Annotated in this window: 4 protein-coding genes; 3 read left to right on the top strand and 1 reads right to left on the bottom strand. The window is 68.8% G+C overall.

Features of this window, described 5'->3' with window-relative positions; translation table 11 throughout:
- On the top strand, positions 1–172 hold a 172-nt coding region (locus HUU94_RS02930), incomplete at its 5' end, for a pyrroline-5-carboxylate reductase dimerization domain-containing protein (protein ID WP_302480176.1).
- 45 nt (positions 173–217) lie between these two features.
- Here the strand turns inward: HUU94_RS02930 and HUU94_RS02935 are convergent.
- A complete protein-coding gene (locus HUU94_RS02935; protein WP_174273625.1) occupies positions 218–1,213 on the bottom strand; it encodes an NAD-dependent epimerase/dehydratase family protein in 996 nt (331 codons plus the stop codon).
- Positions 1,214–1,318: 105 nt separating this feature from the next.
- Between HUU94_RS02935 and HUU94_RS02940 the strand changes: the two genes are divergently transcribed.
- Positions 1,319–2,653 (top strand): UDP-glucose dehydrogenase family protein, encoded by a 1,335-nt coding sequence (locus tag HUU94_RS02940; RefSeq protein ID WP_174273626.1) that lies wholly within the window; start codon positions 1,319–1,321, stop codon positions 2,651–2,653.
- Between the two features lie 4 nt (positions 2,654–2,657).
- Positions 2,658–3,368: glucokinase (locus HUU94_RS02945; protein ID WP_174273627.1), on the top strand; the 711-nt coding region annotated here is incomplete at its 3' end.

Here is a 3,368-nt window from a genome sequence, read left to right on the forward strand (position 1 = left end):
GGAGAGCCCCGCCGCGCTCGCCGATCGCGTCGCCAGCCCCGGCGGCAGCACGCGGCGCGGCCTCGACGTCCTCGACCAACCCGTGGCGCTTCCCGCCTTGCTGCGCGAGACGCTCGACGCCGCGATCCTGCGCAACCGCGAGATGGCGGCCGCGGCGCGGGGTCCGTCCTGACGCCGAACTCACGTTTTCATCTTGAACCGGGATGACGTGAGGGGATCAGACCCCGTGATACGCCCGATACCAGTCGACGAATCGCGGCACGCCCGCGTCGATCGTCGTCGTCGGCGCGAAGCCCAGGTCGGCGGCGATCGCGCCGATATCGGCGAAGGTGGCGGCGACGTCCCCCGGCTGCATCGGCAGCAGTTCCCGGATCGCCGTCCGCCCGCACGCCTGCTCGATCAGCCCCACGACGCGCTCGAGCTCTTCCGAACGCGAATTGCCGATATTGTAGAGCCGGTGCGGCCCCTTGCTTCCCCCCGGCTTCTCCGCGCCGTCGTCGGGCGGCGGATGATCGAGTGCCGCGATCACGCCCGCGACGATATCGTCGATATAGGTGAAGTCGCGCCGCATCCGGCCCCGGTTGAACAGCGCGATCGGCTTGCCCGCCAGGATCGCCTCGGTGAACAGCCACACCGCCATGTCGGGGCGTCCCCATGGGCCGTAGACGGTGAAGAAGCGCAGCCCCGTCTGCGGCAGGCGATAGAGATGCGCATAGGTCTCGCTCATCAATTCGTCGGCGCGCTTGGTCGCGGCGTAGAGCGAGACGGGATGGTCGGCGCGGTCCTCGACACGGAACGGCAGGCGCTCGTTGCCGCCATAGACCGAGGAGGAGGAGGCATAGACGAGGTGGCGCACCCGCCGCCGCCGCGCCAGTTCGAGCAGATTGACGTGCCCGGCGAGGTTGCTGCGGACATAGGCGCGCGGATTCTCGATCGAATGGCGCACCCCCGCCTGCGCGCCGAGATGGACGATCGCGTCGATCGCTTCGCCCGCCATCGCGGCATCGAACGCCGCATCGTCGGCGAAATCGACCTCGACGAAACGGAAGGCGCCGCCCGGCGCCTCGATCGCCGCGATCCGATCGCGCTTCAGCCGCACCGAATAATAAGGATTGAGATCGTCGATGCCGATCACGCTCTCGCCCCGCGCGATCAGCGCGCGCGCGACGTGGCTGCCGATGAAGCCGGCGGCGCCGGTGACGAGTATGGGCACGCCTCCGCTTGTGCCGTCCGAGCCTTGCTTAGGCAATGCCGCGTTGCAAAGCCGTCATGGCGCGATAGGAGCGTTGCCGAACCGTTCGGCGGCATGGGGTAGAATATGCGCATCACGATGATCGGCACGGGCTATGTCGGGCTCGTCTCCGGCGCCTGCTTCTCCGATTTCGGACATAATGTGATCTGCGTCGACAAGGACGAAGCCAAGATCGATGGCCTCAAGGCGGGCAGGATGCCGATCTACGAGCCGGGCCTCGATGCGCTGGTCGCCACCAACGTCAAGGCGAACCGCCTGTCCTTCACCACCGATCTCGCCGCCGGCGTCGCCGAGGCCGATGCGGTGTTCATCGCGGTGGGCACGCCCTCGCGGCGCGGCGACGGCCATGCCGACCTCTCCTACGTCTATGCCGCGACGCGCGAGATCGCCAAGGCGATCCGGGGCAAGACGGTGATCGTCACCAAATCGACCGTCCCCGTCGGCACCGGCGACGAGGTCGAGCGGATCATCCGCGAGGAGGCGCCGGACGCCGAGGCCTATGTCGTCTCCAACCCCGAATTCCTCCGCGAGGGGGCGGCGATCGGCGATTTCAAGCGCCCCGATCGCGTCGTCGTCGGCACCGAGGAGGAGGCCGCCAAGGAGGTGATGCGCGCGGTCTATCGCCCGCTCTACCTCAACCATTCGCCGATCCTGTTCACCGCGCGGCGGACGAGCGAGCTGATCAAATATGCCGCCAACGCCTTCCTCGCGACCAAGATCACCTTCATCAACGAGATCGCCGATCTCTGCGAGGCGGTGGGCGCCAACGTCCAGGACGTGTCGCGCGGGATCGGCCTCGATAACCGGATCGGTTCGAAATTCCTCCACGCCGGCCCCGGCTACGGCGGCTCCTGCTTTCCCAAGGATACGCTGGCGCTGCTCAAGACCGCCGACGACAGCGACAGCCCGATGCGCGTCGTGGAAGCCGTGGTGAAGGTCAACGACGCCCGCAAGCGCGCGATGGGGCGCAAGGTCATCAAGGCGATGGGCGGCGACGTGCGCGGCAAGACCGTCGCCATTTTCGGCCTCACCTTCAAGCCCAACACCGACGACATGCGCGACGCCCCCAGCCTCGCGGTGATCCAGGCGCTCCAGGATTGCGGGGCGACGGTGCGCGCGCACGATCCCGAGGGCATCGAGCAGGCCGCCAAGGTCCTCAAGGACGTGCAATTCTTCGACGATCCCTATTCGGCGGCCGAGGGCGCGCATGCGGTGGTGCTCGTCACCGAATGGGATGCCTATCGCGCGCTCGATCTCGGGCGGCTCAAGGAATTGCTCGCCGATCCCGTGCTGGTCGATCTGCGCAACGTCTATCCGATCGACGAGGTCGAGCGCGCGGGGCTGCGCTACGAAGGCGTCGGGCGCGGCCATACCGGCGTCGGCGAATTGCAGAAGGCCTGACGCGGTGCCGTCGATCGTCGCGGTCGACATCGGCGGCACCCATGCGCGCTTCGCGCTGGCGGAGGTGGCGGGCGGCACGGTCGTGTCGCTCGCGCCGGAGCTGACGCTCAAGACCGTCGAGTACGCGAGTTTCGCGCTCGCCTGGCGCGCGTTCGTGGCCACGCTAGGCGGCAGCCCTCCGCGCGCGGCGGCGATCGCGATCGCCGCGCCGGTCGATGGCGAGACGATCGAGCTCACCAACAATCCCTGGGTGATCCGCCCCGCGACGCTCGCCGCCGAGCTCGGCATCGACGATTTCCTGCTGGTCAACGATTTCGGCGCGGTCGCGCATGCGGTGGTGGCGGTCGGTCCGGAGCATCTCCGCCATATCTGCGGGCCGGACGCGCCGCTGCCCGCAAGCGGCGTAATCAGCGTCGTCGGACCGGGCACGGGTCTCGGCGTCGCGCAGATCCTTCGCGATGAGCACGGGCTGCACGTCATCGAGACCGAGGGCGGCCACATCGATTTTGCGCCGCTCGACTCGATCGAGGATGCGATCCTCGCCGCTTTGCGCAGGCGCTACGCCCGCGTCTCGGCGGAGCGGATCGTCTCGGGGCCCGGACTGGTCGAAATCCACGACGCGCTGGCGGGGATCGAGGGCCGGGCGGCGGCGCCGCGCGAAGCCAAGGCGCTGTGGACCGCCGCGCTGGCGGGCGGCGATCCGCATGCCGCCGCC

This window comes from Sphingomonas bacterium (assembly GCF_903644055.1).
Classification (GTDB): Bacteria; Pseudomonadota; Alphaproteobacteria; order Sphingomonadales; family Sphingomonadaceae; genus Sphingomonas_I.

Coding starts and splice junctions, on each gene's coding strand:
- HUU94_RS02940 (WP_174273626.1), top strand. CDS start 1,319: ATGCGCATCACGATGATCGGCACGGGCTATGTCGGGCTCGTCTCCGGC.